Genomic DNA, 16,721 nt, shown 5'->3' on the forward strand with positions numbered 1-16,721 from the left:
TCTTAGCCCTTGAGGCCCTGGGTGGAGACGCCTTCAACAATGTAGCGCTGGAACACTAGGAAGAAGATCAGCACCGGCAGCAGGGCAAGGACGGACATGGCGATCATGGCTCCGTAGTCCGAGGACTGGGTCTGGTCTACGAAGAGGGACAGGGCCAGCGGCAGCGGGTACTTTTCGGGGGTGTTCAGGTACAGGAGCGGGCCCAGGAAGTCGTTCCAGTTCGCGATCCCTTCATGGCCAGGTGTTCCGGCTTTTAGCCGCCGACGACCTCTGTGCTGATCGCCCATAGCCGGGCAGCAGAGTCCGGATCCATCGCATGGCCGGCGACGCCTTCGCGGGTCACGAAGGGCGGATTGACTACGGGAGCTTGCTGGCCGTACTCGAAGTAGCGCCCGCCGAGTCCGCGCAGGGTCGGGGAGGCGGCGAGCAGGACGGAGGTCGCGGCTCCTTGTTCCGCTGTCGAGAACGTCTTCGAGGGATCCTCGCGGGTGACGGCCAGGACGCTCGGCGGGAGGTGCCGGGAGAGCGCGGTGAGGATGCTCCCTGGTTGGAGGGTATTGACTGTGATGTCGTCTGCGGCCCAGCGCTCGTGCGCGGCGACGGCAAATAAGACGTTCGCCGTCTTGGAACGCCCGTAGGCGAGCTGCGGGTCGTAACTCGTGGAGAGAGAACGGATGTCGTCGAAATCGAGTGGGGCCGCGAGGTGCGCTGCGGAGCTGACCACGACCACGCGCGCGTCCGACGCGGCGCGAAGGGCCGGGAGCAGGCTGGTGGCGAGGGCGAAGTGACCGAGGTGGTTCGTCGCGAACTGCAACTCCCACCCGTCCGACGTCCGCGTCTCCGGTGGCGCCATGACTCCCGCATTCGCGACAAGGATGTGCAGCGGGCCGCTCCACTCCCGCACGAACCGCGAGATCGACACCGGATCAGCAAGGTCCAGCGCTGCGACGACTATCCGTTCGCGGCCGACTTCGGTGCGCAAAGCCCGCACGACGTCTTTGGCCCGGCCGGGATCCCGGACCGCGAGAGTCACCTCGGCGCCCGCACCGGCGAGGGCCCGGGCGGTCTCGGTTCCCAACCCGGAAGCCCCTCCAGTAACGATCGCGCGGCGACCGGTCAGCTCAACGCCCTCAACCACCTCTCGAGCCGTGGACTGCGCGGTGAACGGGGTCCTGATGAGCGAGGACATGGCATGCTCCTTCTGCGGGTGGGGTCTCCGGCAGCGATACGTTTGACGGGTGCAGTCGGGCTCGTGGTCCGCGCGTACGGCGCGGACCACGAGAGTCTGCTAAGTCAGGCTTGTTGCGGCCTGGTTCTCGGCCTCTGCCGAGAGCCATGCCCACTCGTTCCACTCCTCGAGGCGCGTGCCGTAGATGTGCGGGACGAGCTGCAGCGGCGGCGTGCCGAAGAAGACACGCAGTGGCGGGTTCTCGGCGTCGACGAGCTTCAGGATCGCCGGGCCGACACCGTCCGGATCGCCCATCTCGACATCAGCGAAGCCGCTCATGAATGCGTTCCGCACCTCGTCGTACTCGGCCAGCGGTGCGGAATACGACGAGGAAGTGCCGAAGTCGGTCGCGAACGCGCCCGGCTGGACGACCGTCACCTTGATGCCGAAGCCGGCAACCTCCTGCGACAGCGAGTCGGCGAGTCCCTCGACAGCAGCCTTGCTCGCGGTGTACCCGCCGGTAGTGGGGAAGGCAGCAATCCCGAGCATGCTCGAGAGCATGATGATGTGCCCGCTGCGCTGCTCGCGCAGATACGGCAGGGCGGCCTGGGCGACCCAGAGCGATCCGAACACATTTGTCTCGAACTGCGCACGGACGTCGGCCTCGGTCAGTTCCTCGAGAGCTCCGAACAGTCCGTAGCCGGCGTTGTTCACGACGACGTCGAGTGCACCGAAGTGTTCGTGCGTCCGAGCCACGGCACGGGCGACCTCGGCCCTGTCGGTGACATCAAGCTGCAGCGGCAGGACCGCGTCGCCATACGTCTCCACGAGCTCCGTGAGGGTGTCGGCCCGGCGCGCGGTCGCCGCGACCCGGTCCCCGCGGGAAAGGGCCGCTTCCGCGAAACGGCGGCCGAAACCGCGGGACGCGCCAGTGATGAACCAGGTCTTGCTCATGAACGTTCTCTCCTTGATGAGTAGCTTGCAACCGATTCTGGGACGTTATCACAAAGTGGTACTAAGTACCATTTTAGGCCGGTGTACTATTTAGGGATGGGAATCTCAAGCACCGACGGACAGCTCAAGAGCACTCCGCCTACGCTGCGGGAGCGGACCAGGCGGGCCATGCGCGCAGAAGTCATCGAGGTGGCGTTCCGCCTGTTCGCTGAGCACGGCTTCGACCAAACAACCGTTGAGCAGATCGCCGCCGAAGCGGGCCTGTCCCGGACCACCTTTTTCCGCTACTTCGGGACGAAGGAAGATGTCGTATTGGGGCGGATGGCCGAATTAGGCCATGACATCGCGTCGGCGCTCGACGCACGTCCTGCCAACGAGCACCCATGGCTTGCGTTGCGGCGAGCAATCGACGTCGTCACGCAGGTCGATACCGAAAATATGGACGAAGCCCGAAAGTTCATGCGGCTGATGAGCGACGCCTGCGCGCTCCGTACTCACGAGTGGGAGCGGACGCAAGGCTGGCAAGGCATACTGGCACCCCGCCTGCAGCAACGCCTGGGGAAGCAAAAGACAGGCGCCGACACTCGGGCCGCCGCCCTGGCCGCCTCCGCGATCGCATGCCTGAATGTCGCCACCGACTCATGGATGCAGGCCGATGGCGCGCGTCCTCTCAGCGAACTTGTCGATGAGGCAATGGGCGCCGTAGCACCACTCGAATAGACCGAGCGGCCCGCTACAACACATGCAACTGTAAGGTATTTCCAATGGGCCTCCTGTGCTCCATACGCGCCCAAGGCTACGCACTTGACCCAACTACTGGATGATGTGATCCGCCCACGAGCCGGCTGGGTTCAGTGGGAGGATCACATAACCGCGGGCAGTTGCCCAAGGGCAAAAAAGAAGGCACCTGTCCCGTGCATTCGGACAGGTGCCTTCTTGTCTCAGCGTCGCAGCGCTCGGTCCCGCGATGGCCCGCACTCGGACTTGAGGCTGCTGCCCTCCACGGACACCACCGTGGCGTACTGGGGTCAGATCATGGTTCCGGCTTTGCGCTGGACGCGTCCTGAGTGGAGGGCCAAGGTGCCTTGATCCAGGAGCTGAGGATGCGGAGCTTTTCGTGGGTAGGTGAGCCGGGTTCTGCGGACCACATAATCAGCTGCTGGTCGGGGTCGCCTGCCCACCGGAAGGCGTCCCCGTCGATGGTGAGATCGCCGAGGTCAGGGTGCCGGATTGTCTTGGTGCCGATTTCCTGGCGGGCTACGTTGCGGGCGGCCCACCAGCGCCGGAACTGCGGATAGGCGACGGACAGCTCTCCGACGAGGGCTGCGAGCCGCGGATCGGTGGGGTTGCCGACGGCTTGCATGCGCATGAGGGCGACGCCGGTGCATGTTTTTCCTCTTCGCCGCCATCAACATCGGGACACTCATCTTCTACATCCGCTCGATCCCGGAAACAAAGGGTCGCACGCTCGAACGAGTGGAAGAAGAACTCACCCTCCGCTTCACCGGCCCCATCCCCCTGCCCAAGCAGTAAACGGGCAGGCGCTCGAAGGGTCGACAAATCCACGGCGGTGCACACGAAAATCCGATTGTGCTTGGGTACAAGGCCAGGGCTAATGCAAAGTCGCTGGTGATGGCCTGATTCGTGCGAGTCTGAGGGCCCGGTGGGCGTTTCTGGCGGTGTGTCTGGTGGCCTTGGCGATGTTGGTCGTTTTGGCCATCCGGTAGAGGCTGATGGCGAGGTTCCGCAGCGAGGCCATGAGCCGCGGCGCGTTGCCCGTGCGCACCTGGGAACCATCCTCGGCGAACGTGACGTCCCGGGTCCAATGCAGCCGGTTCTCGATCGTCCAGTGCCCGCGGACCCAGGCGTTGAGCTGCGCGGGGCTGGCTTTCCGGGCCGGCAGGGACGTGATCATGTAGACCGTTTCAACACTCCATTTCCGGCTGGTGAGCGGACGGGACCGGCGGGTGATTTGGGCGGCCTGGGCCGCGTGGGGGAAGAGGATGCCGGCCTCGATGGTGACGACCTTGATGACCCGGGAACCGGTGCGGCCGTGGCTGCGGTACCGCTGGCGGTCCCCGACGGGTACGTCCTTCCAGGGCAGCGCTTTCAGCTGCCGCTGCAGGCTCCTTTGGTTTCCCTTGACGCAAAGGACATAGTGCGCGCCGCGGCCGTGCAGGTAGGTGGCGTGGGAGCGTTGGGTGTGCATCGCATCGGCGGTGACCACCATGCCGTCAAGGTCCGTGAACTTGTCCAAAAGAGTCGTGAACAAGGTGATCTCGTTGGTCTTCACGCCCACGTCGACCTGCCCCAGGACGGTGCCGGTGGCGTGGTCCACGGCGGCCATCAGATGCACCCGGGAGCCGCCGCCGTTCTTCGCGCCGCGGACTTCCTTGCCGTCCACGGCGATGACGGCCGGCTTCACCTGCGCGGTGACCCATGCCCCGATGGCGGTATCGAACGCATCTCCATCGATCCTGGCCAAGACACGCTGGATCGTGGTCACGTGCGGGACGCCAATTCCCGCTTTGGCCAGGGGTTGCGGCCCGTGTCGGCCGCCCATTCGGCGATCTCGGCGAAGGACTTCGCCCCGGAGAGGACGGCGCAGATTGCCAGCGCCAGGATTCCCGTCAGCCCGTACCGGATGCCCCGGCGTTTCCTGGGATCCGGGACGGAATCCAGGACGTCCCGCATCGTGCCGGGCGTCACGGCCGGCTTCGCCTGTGCCGGCATGTCCTCCAAGTGGCGTGCGAGGGCCTGGATGGGGGAAGATGGCATGAAGGAACTCCTGCTAAGCGGCGATCTAGACAATCACCTGTTTAACAGGAGTTCCCCTTCTTTAAAAGCACCCATCCAGCGCGTGTCAGCGCCTACTCGCCGGGCATGCTCAACGACTTTGCATCAGCCCTGGGTACAAGGCAAGGGCCAGTCAGCATGTTATAGCTGCGGATCTGGGCGTAGAAGAGTTCAGAGGGGGACGCCACGGCGCAGCGTGCTGTTTCTTCCGGCTGCCGAACCAGTGGGTACAAAACAGCAGCCAACCTGCCGCCCCAGCGCCATCTTCCCGGACTGCAAAGGTCATGAAGCGATGCGAACTGCTCGGCTATCGCGACCCGGAGGGCACATTCATCAGCGACCTGTTCGAAGAGGCGATGGGTTAGCGCACGTCTGCTGCATCGAGCAGAGTGCCCACGGTAGGCGTGATGAGCCCGGCGAGGTTGTCGGCTCCAATTCCGGCACGGGCGCTGGCGCCGTCGAAGACCAGGCTGAGCTGCCGGGCCAGCAGGTCCGGATCATTCGCTCCACCCTGGGCAGCCTCGGCGCGGAAAAAAGCTGTCAGGTTTCCCTTGATCCGGCGCGCAACCTGGCTTGCAGGGTGGTTGTGATCCTTGAGCTCGATCTGCACAGCGAGGTACCGGCAGCCGTGGAACTCGGGTGCGCCGGCCTGCGATTCCACCTGCTGGAAGACGTGCAGGATACGCTCACGAGGTGAACGGCCGTCGCCCGCCGGAGGCTGGAGTCCCGCCACAAAGTCGGCGGCGCGTTCCTCCAGGCTTGCGGCAAGCAGGTCGTCCTTGCTGTCGAACAGCTCGTACATGGAACGCTTGGACACCCCAGCCGCTTTACATAGCGCCTGGATGCCGATCCCCACACCGTCGCGGTAAGTGAGCGTTGCCGCTGCCTCCAGTAGTCGCTCTCGGGAAGTCAGATTCGTCGCGGTGGCCATACTGTGAGGCTAACGTGAAGTTCGCCGAAAATAAAACCGATCGGTCTATGACGGGCGGGGGTAGTGGGCGGAGCTTTGCATAAGCCACGATCGGCGTTGAGGCTCCGCCCCAACCGCTCATTGCAAGCTATCTACGGCCCGCATACCCATCGGAGATCGGCCGGCCGTTGGATTCCACGCACTCCCGGCAACTTGCGGTCCTGAAACCGATCGGTATACGCTGCTTGAAACCGATCGGTTTCAAGCACGCCGCCCAATGCGTATTGATCGCGTCCGTCCTCAACTTATGGAGTCGAAAACTATGTCTTCCCAGACCACACCCACAATATTCATCATCGGCGGAACAGGGGCCCAAGGGATGCCCATCGTCCAAGGTCTTGTGGCCGACAAAAAATACAAAGTTCGGGTCCTCACCCGCGACGCCACCTCCCCGAGGGCCCAGGCACTCCTCGCGCTGGGCAACGTCTCCATCCTCGAAGGGTCATTCGCCGACGAAGAAATGTGCTGCGGGAAGGATTCCGCGGCTGCGACGGGGCCTACGTCAACATCGACGGGTTCAATACCGGTGAGAAAACGGAGATGTACTGGGCCATCCGCAGTTATGAGATAGCGATAGAGGAAGGAATCAAGTTCTACGTCTACGGAAACCTCGACTACGCACTCAAGAAATCCGGCTACGACTCCAAGTTCCGCACCGGCCACTACGACGGTAAAGGCCGCATAGCCGAATGGGTGCTGTTCCAGAACCAGAAGAACAAGGACAGAATGGGAGCAGCGGTCTTCACCTCGGGTCCTTACATCGAAATGGTGATCTCACCGCTCACGCCCATGACGCCCAATATCGAGGACGGTGTTCTCACGTGGCGGGTCCCGCTCGGAAAGGGCGCAGTTCCCCACGTGTCCCTGGAAGATTGCGGGTTCTATGTTCGCTGGCTTTTCGACAATCAGGAACGGGCGAACGGCATGGACCTCGAAGTCGCTATCGAACACATGACCTATGCCGATATGGCTGCCGCATTCGAGAAGGTCACAGGGCATCCCGCACAATACATCGACACAGATTTAGACGCGTATTGGGGTGGTCCGCTGAGCGGCGCTGCGGATCTGCCTGCCGGATACAACGCCGATCCCAACGACAAAAGCACCATGAGCTTCCGGGATAACTTCACGGGCTTCTGGAATGTATGGAAATACGGAATCATCACCAGGGATTATGCTCTGCTCGACGAAATTCACCCTAACAGGATCAGGAGTGCCGAACAGTGGTTCAGGCGGGAAGACCAGCTGGGCAAAGACCTCGGCAAGGGAAGTCTCTGGGAGAGGGTCCAACCGGAGAACTGGCGCAGCGACTCTCCGATCCTTAAGGGCAGTGCAGACGCGAGGACGGGCAAGTTGTAAACGGAGCGGCAATAGGAACCCGTCCTCGGTCGATCGGTCAAGGCACTGAGAAGGTCCGCCTGTGGGCGCAGGCAGATCTTCCCAGTCAGAAGCCATATCGTTCCTGAATAGCCATCGAGTAGACGAGTGTCGAGTACTGACTGTTAGAGACCGGTTTTGTTTGGCTTCGGCGGCGGCACTGAGCGTTCCCTGCGGATTCGAGCCGGCCGCTGGCGCCGTTGATTGCTTCTTCCGTGAGCTGGTGAGCGAGTAGCGTCAGTCGTAGGGTCGAAAAAGACACGCGGTGCAAGCCGGCCAAAGTCATCTCGCCGATGTCAAGGTAGGGCGGGGGTGCCAAGCCGGAACGTGTTGGTTGGAAACTGCCCCTTGCCCTGTTTCTGGTCTTCGACGTTTTGGCTGCTGTCCTGATCTCGATACCGAACGAAGTTCCGCGCGGCCGTTGTAGGGTCGTGGCTACCCAGGGGATCCCGCCACGCGCCGGTCGACGACCTCCGACGGGTCGCCAAATCCCGCCTGCTCAGGACAACCCTCAACGCGCCGACGGGACCCTCAGCCGCGACTTCCCGATCATGTCGTGTCACCGACTCGTGCAAGAGAGAATTAGTGGTGAATCGAACAAGGAAGGGACTTTATGAAGTGATCACAGGCGCACTTATCTGATCAGGGTCACTGCAGAAAACGGATCAGGTGGGGGTGGCTTCCAAAGCTGTCTTACGCCAAACGATGACCATTTGCCTTAGGAGACGTTGGAATTCCATACGTTGCGGCACCTTCCCCTGCCGACGGTAAGTATGGGAGGAGGACCTGGTCGTCATTGGGTCCGCCGCCCGGCACCGTGGAGCAGGGTGTCAACGACCAGCTCAGCCAGGGCATCGGTGTCGGCGTCTTCTGATCCTGGGGTGGGCCGCTGCAATGCCTCGCTCATGAGGGCGTAGTAGACCTGGCGGGTCCACTCCAGGTCTGCGGCCGCGTCCAGTAGACCCTCTCGCCGTGCCCTAGTGAGCAGATCCATGCAGCGCGTGTTGATCCTCTCCCAGATTAACGCGGCGGCGCTGGTGTCTGCCGTGGGATTGCCGAGGGTGAATTTCCAGGCGTTCTTGGTCTTCAAGACGTTGGTGGTTACCCGGTACAGCGCCACCAAAGGTGGGGCTGTATCTGGCCTGCCCTCTTCGATGGCTTCGGCCAGCTGTTGTATGGCCGAGATCGCCAAGGCGTCGATGAGGGTCTGGCGGTTGGCGAAGCGGCGATGAACCGTCGTCCTGGCCACCCCGGCAGCGTCGCCGATCTGCTCCATGGAAGCGCCTGAATCATGGCTCAGCACTTGTTCTGCTGCTTCCAGAATTGCCCGCACACTTCTCTCTGCGTCAGCCCTTAGGGGTCTCGCCACAGTTCCTCCGATCTTCCTCCGTCCATCGTAACCGCTACCGTCAAGCCGCACCTAACCGAGCAACTAGAACAGAACTGTTGCATTTCACTCGATAAGAGCTACTCTAGTGATAATCTTTAACCTACCAGCAGCAGGAGCAGACAATGACAACAGCACGGCAGGTAGCCCTTATAACCGGGGCATCTTCAGGAATCGGGAAGGCGGCAGCTGCCGCCCTGGCGGAAGCGGGATACGAGGTTGTCGGGACCAGCCGCGCCTCGGCAGGCGTCACGCCCGTCCCCGGAGTGACATTCGTTGACCTAGACGTCACCAGTGACGACTCCGTTGCAGCTGCAGTCCAAGAGGTCATCAACCGTTTCGGAAAGATCGATGTCTTGGTCAACAACGCGGGCATCGGGTCCTCGGGGGCAGCCGAAGAAAGCTCGCTTGACCAGGATCGCCGCGTGTTCGACATCAATGTGTTCGGCGTCATGCGGATGACCAAGGCGGTTCTGCCCCACATGCGCGCCCGGAAATCGGGGCGGATCGTGAATGTTTCTTCGATCGTCGGCCTCATTCCGCAGCCGTACATGGCCACATACTCTGCCTCAAAGCACGCGATCGAGGGGTACACGGAATCCCTTGACCACGAACTCCGCGAGCACGGTGTCCGCGCCGTCCTGGTCGAGCCGGCCTGGACCAACACCGATTTTGAAGCCAACAACCTGCAGGCCGACAAGCCCATGGATACGTACGCCAAACAGCGTGCGATCTTTACCGAGTACATGGCTGGCGCCATGAAGGAAGGCCATCCAGCATCAGTGGTTGCCGACGCAGTAGTTGCCGCCGCTCAGGATTCCAAGCCCAAGCTCCGCTATGCCGCCGGCTCCCGCGTCCGGCAGGTCAGCATGCTCCGACGCTACGTCCCTGCATCGGCCTTCGACAGCCAGATTCGCAAGCTGAACCACCTGCCCAGCTAACTAACGCGCTTCCCAGCAACCTTTTTGATGAGCCACCCCGGCTCTCCGGCACCATTCGGCTGGGACAGGGCCCCTGGGTCTTTGTGGAGGCTGTCATCTTACTCATCACCTTCGCCCACGGGGAGGACTTCTTCCACCTCCAGCAGCCCACGACGGTCGCCAAGTACATCCTGGACGCTCTGAACATCTGACCCACCACAACCAGACAACCCCAACCAGACAAAAGGACACAAATGACAGAGCGCAATCCCATCCTGATCACCGGCGCGGCCGGCGAAATCGGTGGTGTGAGCAGGACGATGGTCAACATGCTGATTGAACAAGGGCACCCGGTGCGCGCGTTCGTGCGACAGGACGACGAACGCGCGCACTCGCTCCGCCAGGCCGGGGCCGAGGTCTTCGTCGGTGACCTGCTCAACATCGCCGACGTGACAGCCGCGCTGAAGGGCTGCCGACGCATCTACTTCAGCATGAGCCTGTCGCCGTACTACACCGACGCCGTCAGTCTGATGGCCGCGGCGGCGCGGGCCCAGGGCGACATCGAAGTCTTCGTCAACATCTCCGAGTACGAGCAGTGGTTCATGCCGTTCGAGAAGATGACCGCACCAGTCGAAGAACGGCGTGAGTGGCTCGGCGGACTCGTCACGGATTGGTCGCCGCAGCATCGGGCCCACTGGGTCGCCGAGCAGGTGCTGGACTGGTCCGGTGTGCCGACCGTCAACGTGCGGGCGGCCATCTTCGTAGAGAACCCCATCCTGACCTGGCTGGCGCTGGAGCCGCTGGGCAATGGCGAACTGCGCCTGCCCTTCGGCGCCCAGCGGTTCGCGCCCATCGCCGGTTACGACGTCGCGGAACTATGCACAAAAATCCTCCTCGACCCGGCACCGCACATCTCGAAGTCCTACGAGCTCACCGGTCCGGAACTGAAAGACATGCACGAGTTCGCGGAAGACTACGCAGCCGCGCTGGGACGCCAGGTCACCTACCTTCCCGAAGATGTAGAAACCTGGAACACGAAGTACGTGGACAGTGCCATGGGCGCCCATCCACACATAGCGGAGCACCTGAAGTCCCTGACCCGACTGGTCGCCGGCGGACGCTACGGCGCCGCCGGAGTCAGCGAACAGCTCGAAACCCTGCTCGGGCGCCCGCCAAAGACCATGCGGTGGGCGCTGGAGAACCATCCCCGCATCCAGAAGCTGGCATCTGCCTGAGCCACTGAGCGGCCCCGACGAGAACCATGACGCCGAACTGGAGTCCCCGGCGTGGGGACTCCAGTGCGGCTGGGAGCAGAGCAGCTCCGCCCAGAAAACTCATGATCAAAGTAGGAATTGCGACCATGCTAATCCGAAAGGAGGGTGTCGTGTCGGCTGAGAAGTTGCCTCTGAATCTGGAGGAAGTTAGTTTTGTAGATCCGCGTGCTGCCCGATTACGGGATCTGCTGAACAAGGAACTCCTCGCCCGGTACGCCACGGCGGAAGAGCCCACCCTTCCGGCTGCCGCCAGGTCTGCATTAAGCGTCCCGGCCGAAGACTTTGTCGCGAATGTCCTCGTGGTCACCTCCTTCGGGCACGCGATAGGGCACGGGGCACTTCGCCTGCTGGACGGGGAGTGGGAAGTCAAGCGTGTCATCGTTGACCCCGCAGCGCGTGGCCTCGGAGCCGCGACTCAACTCATGGCCGGACTGGAGCAAATCGCCGCCGCGGCTGGCGCCAGGCGGGTCATTCTTCAAACCGGCGGCAAACAACCAGAAGCAGAAGCCCTCTACCGAAAGATCGGTTACAAGCAAATACCGGTGTATCCGCCCTACAACACGGCCATACCGTCGTCAGTCTGCTTCGAGAAGGAACTTGAGGGTTGAGTCCCAGAACCCGCAAGACCCGCAGAGAACCTAAAGAGGAAACCCCTATGTCAACCAACACGTCAGCGGAACGCTCGGAAACCTTCACCTGGAAGGATCCAGCAATGGCGCTCGAACAACTGCCACGACTGTCTGGTCTGGACTACTTTTCCGGCCTCCGCGACGGCAGCATTTCGCCGCCACCGATCGCTTCCCTCATGAATTTCGATCTCGTCGATGCGGAGTACGGACACGTCGAGTTCGAGTGCTGGCCGGGAGAAGCGCACTACAACCCCCTCGGAAACGTGCACGGCGGGCTGGCCTGCACGCTCCTCGACACGGTGCTCGGCTGCGCAGCACACAGTACGCTGGAAGCAGGGATCGGCTACACCTCCATCGACCTGGCGGTCAAGTACCTGCGACCCATCACGCTCCAGAAGGGTGCTCTTCGCGCAGAGGGGTCAGTCGTGAAATCCGGCTCGCGCGTGATATTCACCGAAGGCCACCTCAGCACCGCCAGTGGAGAGCTCCTCGCCACGGCGACGAGCACGCTGCTCATCTTCACCCACCAACCGGGCGCCCTGACATGATGACTGATACCGGTACCGATGTTGCGCTGACGCCTACATCTCAGGGTCGCGCCTTGTACCCGGCCACCCCTTCGGGAATGCCGGCTTTGAGCCGCTTCGGCATTCCCTTGGGGCTTGCCGGTCTCGGCGGCGGCTGGTCGGCCGCGAGGAGCTCTCTCGGATCCCCGATGTGGCCGGAGGAAATTCTTTACGGAGCAGCCAGCTCTCTGTGGCTGGTCCTGACCGCCGTCTACGTGTTCCGTGGCCTTCGCAGAAGAGGAGCATTCCGGGCCGACCTGAGACATGAACTGGCGGGGCCCTTTGCATCCTTCATCCCGCTGGTGGGGATCCTGCTTTCGTCGCACTACAGCCAGTATCTGCCGCCATGGGGCGCCTGGCTGTGCACGGCTTTCATTGCCGCCCTTGCCATCGTCGCTGCCCAGCTCCTCGCTCACTGGGTCACCGGCGGGGTATCCATGCAATCCATCCATCCCGGCTACTTGCTGCCCGTCGTGCCCGGATTCTTCGTTGCCAGCATCGGATTCTCAACCGTCCACGCCCATAGTGCGGCCATGGCCGCGTTTGGCATCGGCGCGTTCTTCTGGCTGGTCATAGGAACCGTCGTCACCGTGCGCCTGATGACCGGCGGCGAGCTGCCACCAGCTGCCAAGATCGGACTGTCCGCATATCTGGCTGCGCCTGCAACGGCCAATATCGCCTGGATGGTGTCACATCCAGGACCCGTGGGGGGAGTGCAGCTCGGCCTAACAGGCGTGCTGTTGATCATGGCGCTGATGCAGGTCATGCTCCTCCCCGAGTACCGCAGGCTTCCCTTCACGCAAATGTTTTGGGTATTCACTTTTCCTGTTGCTGCCACCTCGAACTATGCCATCCGCTGGCTAGCGACAACCGATATCCCCGGCCGGGAAATTTATGCCTGGACGGTTCTCGGCCTCGCAACAGCCTTTACCCTGTTCATTGCCGCGCGCACCGCCCTCACCGCCATTTCCCCAAAGTCAGCTGCAGGAAAGCAGGTCCGAATCCCGCTTTCGAGTGTTGGCCCCTAGTACTACAGTCGCGTTTATGGGGTGTGTCCGCGGGCCTTGTAATGACAGTATCGGGCGCGGTGTTGGTGTTTCCGTCGCCAGGTTGAGTGTTCCAGGACGTGTTTCGGGCTGGTGGTGCGGTGCCAGACGAGCCGGACGAGCAGCCGCCTGATTTCAGGCAGCGAGAGCCGGATCAGTTCCCCGTCTCCGGCGGCAGCGCCCCTTTTTTGGACCGGATTACGGTCAGGAAGGCTTGGGCGAACATGGAGAGGGTGATGTGCCGGTACCAGCCGGTGTATTGGCGGACCTGGTAGTGGTCCAGGCCCGTTTCGCCTTTGGAGGTTTGGAAGGTTTCCTCGATCGCCCAGCGGGCGCCGGCGATCCGCACCAGCTCGGCGAGGGAGACCCGGTTGGGGCCGTGGCAGATGTAGTAGGCCAGATCGGTTGGGTCCTTCAGGGAGCGGCGGGCCAGCAGCCAGTGTTCTCCGGTTTCGGCGGGTCCGTTAATGCGGGTCCGTGCCCAGGTGTAACGGCGGTCGCCCTTGGTTCCTGCCCCGGCAGTGCGGGTCCGCCAGGCATTGGCGCGCAGGGAAGCGATGAGTTTATCCGCGCGCCATTGCTCGCCGATCCCGGCGGTGGGAGCGATGATGTTTTGGTTCATGGGAACGGCCAGCACGTAGTGCAAACCCCTGGCTTCCAGACGGCGGCGCAGCCCCGAATGCTGCCCGTAGACCGCGTCCCCGGTGGTCCAGCGGGCAAGGATCCCGGCGTCCAGGGCGCGGTCGATCATATCCGCGGCGAGCACCGGTTTCGTGCCGAATTCCCTGCTTTTGGGGATCCCGGCCCGGGTGCATCTTTCCCGGTCATCGGCCCAGGTTTTGGGCAGGTAGAGTTCCCGGTCCAGCAGGCTGCGCCCGGCCGGGGTGGAGTATGTCAGGAACACCCCGATCTGGCAGTTCTCCACCCGCCCGGCGGTGCCCGAATACTGGCGTGCGACCCCGGCTGAGGCGGCGCCCTTCTTGAGGAATCCGGTCTCGTCGATGATCAGGATCCCGTCGGGATCGCCCAGGTGGCGGTTGACGTAGGTGAATAGGTCATCCCGCACAGCATCCGGGTCCCAGTCGGCGGTCGAGAGCAGGCGTTGCATGCCATCCGGGGTGCCGTGCCCGGCGCGTTCAGACAGGGTCCAGGAGTTTTTGCGTTCCTCATCCGAAAGCAGCCCGCGCACATACCCAACAGCATTCCGCCGTGGTTCGGACCGCACAAACCGCGGCCCAATGAGATCGCCGATTTCCTCCAGACCTTCGGCCCACTCTTCTACGTCCGCCACACAAATATCATCACTCACCACCAACGATTAACAGGCCACGACCGGAAAGTCCGATTAAACCGCCGAGGTTCGCCAAAATAAACGCGACTGTAGTACTAGGGCGTGTCTCCTAATGCTGGGGGTGGCTTTTTGGCAAAATTGAGTGGTGAGTTCGCGTTATGCCTTGTTGTCCGATGCCCAGTGGGAGTTCATTGCCCCGTTGATGCCTGATTCGTCGGGGAAACCGGGGCGGCCGTTCAATGACCACCGGTTGATGACAGAGGGCATCATCTACCGCTACCGGGCAGGTATCCCGTGGCGGGATCTCCCTTCCCATTTCGGGTCGTGGAAGACCGTGTGGAAGCACCACCGCCGCAACAGCGCCAGCGGGACCTGGGACAGGGTGCTGGCTGCGCTGTTGACCCGTGCCGACGCACAAGGGCTGATCAACTGGGAGGTGTCGGTGGACTCCACGGTCAACCGTGCCCACCAGCACGGCACGAACCTTCCCCGCCACACAGGGGGACCTCTCGAATTACAGGAATCTGCTTGATGAGCCGGATGATCATGCCGTCGGACGCTCCCGCGGCGGCCTGACCACGAAGATCCATGCCCTGGTTGACGGCAACATGCGCCCCTTGGTCCTGCTCCTGGGGCCCGGGCAGGGCGGGGACTCGCCCATGTTTGAAAACCTCATGGATGCCCTGAAGGTCGAACGGGAAGGTCCCGGCCGGCCCCGCAGCCGCCCGGACCGGGCCATGGCTGACAAAGCCTACTCATCCAAAGCGATCAGGAGCTACCTGCGCGGGCGTGGCATTGAATGCGTCATCCCCGAAAAGGACGACCAGAAAGCCAACCGGAAACGCAGGGGCTCCTCCGGAGGACGGCCCGTCACCTACGACAAGGACGCGTACAAGCGGCGCAATGTCGTCGAACGCAGTTTCAACACCCTCAAGCAATGGCGCTCCCTGGCCACTCGCTACGACAAATTGGCCCTCACCTACCGCTCAGCGGCCGTTCTGCACGCCGTCGTCATCTGGAGCACACGATTAGGAGACACGCCCTAGTGTGGACGCGGCTTCTTCAGTGAGGGTGCCGTGTAGGGAGAGCAAATGTCTGACATCGTTCCGGTTGAGTCCGGGTGTACGGCCGGTGTGGTTGCGGTGGTTCAGTTTAACGAATACATCCTCGAGCGTTGGCTCAGAGCGGTTCTCCGGGTAGCGACAGCCTCGGCAGACCCAAGGGTTTAGGGTGGAACGGCGCGGTTCAGGCAACTTGAAGATCCTGTCAGCTGGGATCCAGGTCGCTCCACAAATTCCGCAGACACCTGAGTACTTGGAAACGACACCGAAATTCTCCTCATAGTTTCCTCCTGCCTGTTTCCCAACCTTCTGGAGTCGAGATTGCGGCAAGTTCTCCGTATTCGTCATGGCATTAACCTACTGCGTCACCAGCAGGGATCTCCCCTGAACTGCGGAGACAGTGAGCAGGTGGTATTCGATCGGCATCCGGGGCCCTGACGATACCTGAACTACGCAGGAAAAATGCGGAGCTCAGGCCAGTTCGGTGGCGGCGCGGGCGAGACGGGGAGGTCAGCGGGTCACATTGCGACACCCATCCTCCTGCATTTCACCCCGTTGTCGGTGAGGGCAAGACGACGGACGAAGCGGCCCTGCCGGTCGCTTCGTCAGGCGATTTGGATTCGTTCGTCGCCGAGTTCAACCTCAACACGAAGTCGGCCGCCGAGCGCCTCAACGTATTTCCGCAAGGTGTCTACCTGGGCGCGATCAATGTCACCATGTTCAATGCGGGATACCCTGTTCTGGCTGACGTGCAAACGTCCAGCCAGCTCGATCTGCGTCAGCTCCGATGCCTCACGGAGCTCCCGAAGCCGGTAGGCCCGGACTTCATCGAGCATGCGCTTCTTGTGGGCATCCACAGCAGTCCGGTCAACCGGACGCTCAGCCAGCAGTTCCTCAATGGACTTCGCCATTATGCCTCTCCTTTCAGAATCCTCAGATGATCGTCAAACAGGTCATCCGCAACTGGAATGTTCGTCTTGTACCACTTGGTCCAGTTGCCCGCCTTGTCCCCCGCGACAAGCAGGATCGCCCGCCGCTCCGGATCAAAGGCAAATAGGATTCGCAGTTCCGACCGCCCGCTCGATCCCGGGCGCAGCTCCTTCATGTTCTTATGCCGTGAACGAACCACCGTATCGACCAGTGGACGACCAAGTTGAGGTCCGCGCTCGGCGAGAAGCTCCAGCGCAGCAACAATCTGCTCATACGAATCTTGGTCAAGACCTATCAGCCACGGCTCCACGAGTCCCACGTCAACATTCCACATCGTGTCCATCATACAACT

At 62.3% G+C, this 16,721-nt stretch carries 20 protein-coding genes and 1 pseudogene; 10 read left to right on the forward strand and 11 right to left on the reverse strand.

Annotation, left to right across the window (positions count from 1 at the left end; translation table 11 throughout):
* Positions 1–2: 2 nt before the first annotated feature.
* The 3 genes and pseudogenes from ACQCSY_RS00405 to ACQCSY_RS00415 all read right to left on the reverse strand — a co-directional run.
* Positions 3–227 (reverse strand): annotated as a pseudogene (locus ACQCSY_RS00405) (carbohydrate ABC transporter permease); the annotation flags it as partial.
* A gap of 26 nt (positions 228–253) precedes the next feature.
* Complete coding sequence (locus tag ACQCSY_RS00410) at positions 254–1,189, reverse strand: SDR family NAD(P)-dependent oxidoreductase (protein WP_427132259.1); 936 nt, start codon at positions 1,187–1,189, stop codon at positions 254–256.
* 99 nt (positions 1,190–1,288) lie between these two features.
* The gene (locus tag ACQCSY_RS00415) at positions 1,289–2,122 is read right to left on the reverse strand and encodes an SDR family NAD(P)-dependent oxidoreductase (RefSeq protein ID WP_427132261.1); all 834 of its coding nucleotides are present in this window, start codon (positions 2,120–2,122) and stop codon (positions 1,289–1,291) included.
* 168 nt (positions 2,123–2,290) lie between these two features.
* On the opposite strand from ACQCSY_RS00415, the gene ACQCSY_RS00420 reads away from it, so the two are divergent.
* A complete protein-coding gene (locus ACQCSY_RS00420) occupies positions 2,291–2,842 on the forward strand; it encodes a TetR family transcriptional regulator (RefSeq protein WP_427132263.1) in 552 nt (183 codons plus the stop codon).
* A gap of 313 nt (positions 2,843–3,155) precedes the next feature.
* On the opposite strand, the gene ACQCSY_RS00425 is transcribed toward ACQCSY_RS00420, so the two are convergent.
* Entirely contained in the window at positions 3,156–3,491 is a 336-nt protein-coding gene (locus tag ACQCSY_RS00425; protein ID WP_427132265.1) for a hypothetical protein, read from the reverse strand.
* A 17-nt stretch (positions 3,492–3,508) separates the two neighbouring features.
* Here ACQCSY_RS00425 and ACQCSY_RS00430 point away from each other — a divergent pair, with 17 nt between their 5' ends.
* Entirely contained in the window at positions 3,509–3,655 is a 147-nt protein-coding gene (locus ACQCSY_RS00430) for a hypothetical protein (RefSeq protein WP_427132267.1), read from the forward strand.
* A 79-nt stretch (positions 3,656–3,734) separates the two neighbouring features.
* On the opposite strand, the gene ACQCSY_RS00435 is transcribed toward ACQCSY_RS00430, so the two are convergent.
* The 3 genes from ACQCSY_RS00435 to ACQCSY_RS00445 form a co-directional block, all read right to left on the reverse strand.
* Positions 3,735–4,628: an ISAs1 family transposase gene (locus ACQCSY_RS00435; protein WP_427132269.1), complete on the reverse strand. Its 894-nt coding sequence runs from the start codon at positions 4,626–4,628 to the stop codon at positions 3,735–3,737.
* Positions 4,625–4,900: a transposase family protein gene (locus ACQCSY_RS00440; protein WP_427132271.1), complete on the reverse strand. Its 276-nt coding sequence runs from the start codon at positions 4,898–4,900 to the stop codon at positions 4,625–4,627. The genes ACQCSY_RS00435 and ACQCSY_RS00440 overlap by 4 nt, the downstream gene beginning before the upstream one ends.
* A 379-nt stretch (positions 4,901–5,279) precedes the next feature.
* A complete protein-coding gene (locus ACQCSY_RS00445; RefSeq protein WP_427132272.1) occupies positions 5,280–5,849 on the reverse strand; it encodes a TetR/AcrR family transcriptional regulator in 570 nt (189 codons plus the stop codon).
* A 301-nt stretch (positions 5,850–6,150) separates the two neighbouring features.
* Here ACQCSY_RS00445 and ACQCSY_RS00450 point away from each other — a divergent pair, with 301 nt between their 5' ends.
* Complete coding sequence (locus tag ACQCSY_RS00450) at positions 6,151–6,459, forward strand: NmrA family NAD(P)-binding protein (RefSeq protein WP_427132274.1); 309 nt, start codon at positions 6,151–6,153, stop codon at positions 6,457–6,459.
* On the forward strand, positions 6,351–7,247 hold the full coding sequence (locus ACQCSY_RS00455) for an NmrA family NAD(P)-binding protein (RefSeq protein WP_427132276.1): 897 nt from the start codon (positions 6,351–6,353) through the stop codon (positions 7,245–7,247). Before ACQCSY_RS00450 ends, ACQCSY_RS00455 begins: the two co-directional genes overlap by 109 nt.
* A gap of 811 nt (positions 7,248–8,058) precedes the next feature.
* On the opposite strand, the gene ACQCSY_RS00460 is transcribed toward ACQCSY_RS00455, so the two are convergent.
* Positions 8,059–8,685, reverse strand: a complete 627-nt coding sequence (locus ACQCSY_RS00460; protein ID WP_427132277.1) for a TetR/AcrR family transcriptional regulator — start codon at positions 8,683–8,685, stop codon at positions 8,059–8,061.
* 92 nt (positions 8,686–8,777) lie between these two features.
* Here ACQCSY_RS00460 and ACQCSY_RS00465 point away from each other — a divergent pair, with 92 nt between their 5' ends.
* The 5 genes from ACQCSY_RS00465 (at position 8,778) to ACQCSY_RS00485 (ending at position 13,069) form a co-directional block, all read left to right on the forward strand.
* Positions 8,778–9,593, forward strand: a complete 816-nt coding sequence (locus ACQCSY_RS00465; RefSeq protein WP_427132279.1) for an oxidoreductase — start codon at positions 8,778–8,780, stop codon at positions 9,591–9,593.
* Positions 9,594–9,826: 233 nt separating this feature from the next.
* Complete coding sequence (locus ACQCSY_RS00470; protein WP_427132280.1) at positions 9,827–10,807, forward strand: NAD(P)H-binding protein; 981 nt, start codon at positions 9,827–9,829, stop codon at positions 10,805–10,807.
* Between the two features lie 149 nt (positions 10,808–10,956).
* Positions 10,957–11,454 (forward strand): GNAT family N-acetyltransferase, encoded by a 498-nt coding sequence (locus ACQCSY_RS00475; protein ID WP_427132282.1) that lies wholly within the window; start codon positions 10,957–10,959, stop codon positions 11,452–11,454.
* A gap of 47 nt (positions 11,455–11,501) precedes the next feature.
* The gene (locus tag ACQCSY_RS00480; RefSeq protein ID WP_427132284.1) at positions 11,502–12,023 is read left to right on the forward strand and encodes a PaaI family thioesterase; all 522 of its coding nucleotides are present in this window, start codon (positions 11,502–11,504) and stop codon (positions 12,021–12,023) included.
* Between the two features lie 53 nt (positions 12,024–12,076).
* On the forward strand, positions 12,077–13,069 hold the full coding sequence (locus ACQCSY_RS00485; protein ID WP_427132285.1) for a TDT family transporter: 993 nt from the start codon (positions 12,077–12,079) through the stop codon (positions 13,067–13,069).
* Between the two features lie 172 nt (positions 13,070–13,241).
* On the opposite strand, the gene ACQCSY_RS00490 is transcribed toward ACQCSY_RS00485, so the two are convergent.
* Entirely contained in the window at positions 13,242–14,384 is a 1,143-nt protein-coding gene (locus tag ACQCSY_RS00490; RefSeq protein WP_427136016.1) for an IS701 family transposase, read from the reverse strand.
* Between the two features lie 196 nt (positions 14,385–14,580).
* Between ACQCSY_RS00490 and ACQCSY_RS00495 the strand changes: the two genes are divergently transcribed.
* Positions 14,581–15,424 (forward strand): IS5 family transposase gene (locus ACQCSY_RS00495; RefSeq protein WP_427135584.1). Its coding sequence is split into 2 segments (ribosomal slippage): positions 14,581–14,886 and positions 14,888–15,424, totalling 843 coding nucleotides; the frame shifts between segments, so codons are not numbered across the junction.
* A 620-nt stretch (positions 15,425–16,044) separates the two neighbouring features.
* Here the strand turns inward: ACQCSY_RS00495 and ACQCSY_RS00500 are convergent.
* Together ACQCSY_RS00500 and ACQCSY_RS00505 are read right to left on the reverse strand one after the other, a co-directional pair.
* Positions 16,045–16,350 carry a helix-turn-helix domain-containing protein gene (locus ACQCSY_RS00500; RefSeq protein ID WP_427132286.1) on the reverse strand — a complete coding sequence of 102 codons (306 nt, stop codon included), beginning with the start codon at positions 16,348–16,350 and terminating at the stop codon, positions 16,045–16,047.
* On the reverse strand, positions 16,350–16,688 hold the full coding sequence (locus tag ACQCSY_RS00505) for a type II toxin-antitoxin system RelE/ParE family toxin (RefSeq protein WP_427132287.1): 339 nt from the start codon (positions 16,686–16,688) through the stop codon (positions 16,350–16,352). Before ACQCSY_RS00505 ends, ACQCSY_RS00500 begins: the two co-directional genes overlap by 1 nt.
* Between the last annotated feature and the right edge of the window lie 33 nt (positions 16,689–16,721).

Source organism: Pseudarthrobacter sp. S9, from assembly GCF_050156545.1.
Taxonomy (GTDB): domain Bacteria; phylum Actinomycetota; class Actinomycetes; order Actinomycetales; family Micrococcaceae; genus Arthrobacter.